Below are 2652 nucleotides of genomic sequence, written 5' to 3'. Positions count from 1 at the left end.
CTTCGGAGAGACCCGCCCCCCCCCCCCCCCCCCCCCACCACCCCCCCCCCCCCCCCCCCCCCCCCCCCCCCCCCCCCCCCCGGCGTTCGCGCTCCAGTGGCGCGCGGCGTCCTCCGGTGGCGTGCTCCGGTGGCGCGTCAGACCTCGCGCACCCCGCGGCGCCAGACGGCCGAGACGAGCGGGACGCCGGGGCGGTAGGCGAGGTGGACGTGGCTGGGCGCGTCGAGCAGGGCGAGGTCCGCCCGGGCGCCCGGGCCCAGCCGGCCGATGTCCGTGCGGCGCAGCGCCGCGGCGCCGCCGGCCGTCGCGGACCAGAGCGCCTCGTCGGGCGTCATCCCCATGTCGCGGACGGCCAGGGCGACGCAGAACGGCATCGAACTCGTGAAGGACGAGCCCGGGTTGCAGTCCGTGGACAGCGCGACCGTCACCCCGGCGTCCAGCAGCCGGCGGGCGTCGGGCCACCGGGCCCGGGTGGAGAACTCCGCGCCGGGCAGCAGCGTGGCGACCGTCTCGCCGTCCGCCAGGGCGTCCACGTCCGCGTCGCTGAGGTGGGTGCAGTGGTCGGCGGACGCGGCGCCCAGCTCGACGGCCAGCTGGACGCCGGGGCCGTGGCCCAGCTGGTTGGCGTGCACGCGCGGCACCAGGCCGCGCTTCCGGCCCGCCTCCAGGATCGCGCGGGCCTGGTCGCCGTCGAAGGCGCCCCGCTCGCAGAACACGTCCACCCAGCGGGCGTGCGGGGCGCAGGCGTCGAGCATCTCGCCGGTGACCAGGGCGACGTAGCCGTCCGGGTCGTCGGCGAACTCGGGGGCGACGACGTGCGCGCCGAGGTAGGTGACCTCGTCGGTGTGGGCGGCGGCGATGCGCAGCGCCCGGGCCTCGTCCTGGGTGGTCAGGCCGTAGCCCGACTTGGTCTCCAGGGTCGTGGTGCCCTGGCGCAGGGCCTCGCCGAGGTAGCGGGTGAGGTTGGCCTCCAGCTCGGCGTCGCTCGCCGCACGGGTGGCCGCCACCGTGGTGCGGATGCCGCCCGCGCTGTAGCTCTGCCCGGACATACGGGCGTTGAACTCGGCCGTCCGGTCACCGGCGAAGACCAGGTGGGCGTGGGAGTCGACGAAGCCGGGGATCACGGCCCGGCCGGCGGCGTCGACGGCGTTGTCAGTGGCGGGTGCTTTGCTGGACTCACCGACCCAGGCGACGCGGTCCCCGTCGATGACGACCGCCGCGTCCTGGATCAGGCCGAGGGGGCCTTCACCGAGGGAGGGGTCGTTGGTGACGAGACTGCTGATGTTGGTGATTGCCGTGCTCATGCTTTCTCCGGTCCTCGGCGTCAGCCGCGCAGGGCGGCGATGGACTCGGCCAGCGCCCGCGGCACGTCCGGTACGAGCTGGTGCGCCCCGTCGCGTACGACATGGCGTCCTCCCACGACCGTATGCCGCACGTCCGCTCCGGTCGCCGCGAATACGGCCGTCTCGGCACCGTGCCGCGGCTCCGGCCCGGCGGTCCGTACGGAGTCCAGCGCGACGGTCGTGAGGTCGGCGAGGGCGCCCGGCTCGATGCGGCCCGCGTCGGCCCAGCCGAGGGAGGCGTGGCCGTCCTCGGTGGCGGCGCGCAGCAGCGCGGCCGCGGTCCAGTGGCCCCGCGTGCGGCTGCGCAGCCGCTCGTCGAGCTCCATGGCCCGGGCCTCCTCCAGGAGGTCGATCACGGCGTGGCTGTCGCTGCCCAGGGACAGCGGGCTGCCGGCCCGCTGGAGGGCGACGGCGGGGCCGATGCCGTCGGCGAGGTCCCGCTCGGTGGTCGGGCACATGCAGATCGTCGTGCCCGCGCCGCCGAGGAGGGCGATGTCCTCGTCGGTGAGGTGCGTGGCGTGCACGGCGGAGGTGCGGGGCCCGAGCACGCCGTGGTCGGCGAGCAGCCGCGTGGGGGTGCGGCCGTGCGCCGCCAGGCAGGCGTCGTTCTCGGCGGTCTGCTCGGAGAGGTGGACGTGCAGCGGCGCCTCCCGCTCGTCCGCCCAGCGGGCGACGGTGGCCAGCTGGTCGGCGGGCACGGCACGCACGGAGTGGACGGCCGCGCCGATCCGGGCGTGCTCGGCGGGCTTGAGGGCGGCGGCACGCTCGGCCCACGCGTCGGCCGTGCCGTCGGAGAAGCGCAGCTGGTGGGCGTTGGGGGGCTCACCGCTGTGCCCATTACCGAAACCTGAGGAGAGGTAGGCGGTGTCGAGGAGGGTGATGCGGATGCCGGCCTCGGCGGCGGCCGCGATCAGGGCCTCGCCCATGGCGTTGGGATCGGCGTAGGGGGTGCCGCCGGGGGCGTGGTGGACGTAGTGGAACTCGCCGACGGACGTGATGCCGGCGAGGGCCATCTCGGCGTACGTGGCGCGGGCCAGGCCGAAATACGAGTCCGGGGTGAGCCGGTCGGCGACCCCGTACATGACGTCGCGCCAGGTCCAGAAGGTGCCGGAGCCCACCTGGGTGCGGCCGCGCAGGGCGCGGTGGAACGCGTGGCTGTGGGCGTTGGCCAGGCCGGGGAGGGTCAGCCCCCGCAGCGCTACCGCCCCCGGCGGCGGGGCCGGGACCTCGGTGGGGGGGGGGGGGGGGGGGGGGTCCTCCCCATCTATGGTCACGCCCCGCTTCACACGGGGGTCTAGCCACGCCTTGC

The 2652-nt window shown here is 76.2% G+C and carries 2 protein-coding genes; both read right to left on the bottom strand.

Annotation, left to right across the window (positions count from 1 at the left end):
• Positions 1–137: 137 nt before the first annotated feature.
• The gene (hutI, locus tag AC07BS_RS26085; protein WP_478650004.1) at positions 138–1304 is read right to left on the bottom strand and encodes an imidazolonepropionase; all 1167 of its coding nucleotides are present in this window, start codon (positions 1302–1304) and stop codon (positions 138–140) included.
• Positions 1305–1324: 20 nt separating this feature from the next.
• Positions 1325–2652: formimidoylglutamate deiminase (locus tag AC07BS_RS26080; RefSeq protein ID WP_478934666.1), on the bottom strand; the 1328-nt coding region annotated here is incomplete at its 5' end.

This window comes from Streptomyces sp. NPDC044063, from assembly GCF_056434285.1.
Note: the sequence above shows the minus strand (reverse complement) of the source record. Positions and strands in the feature narration are given on the sequence as shown.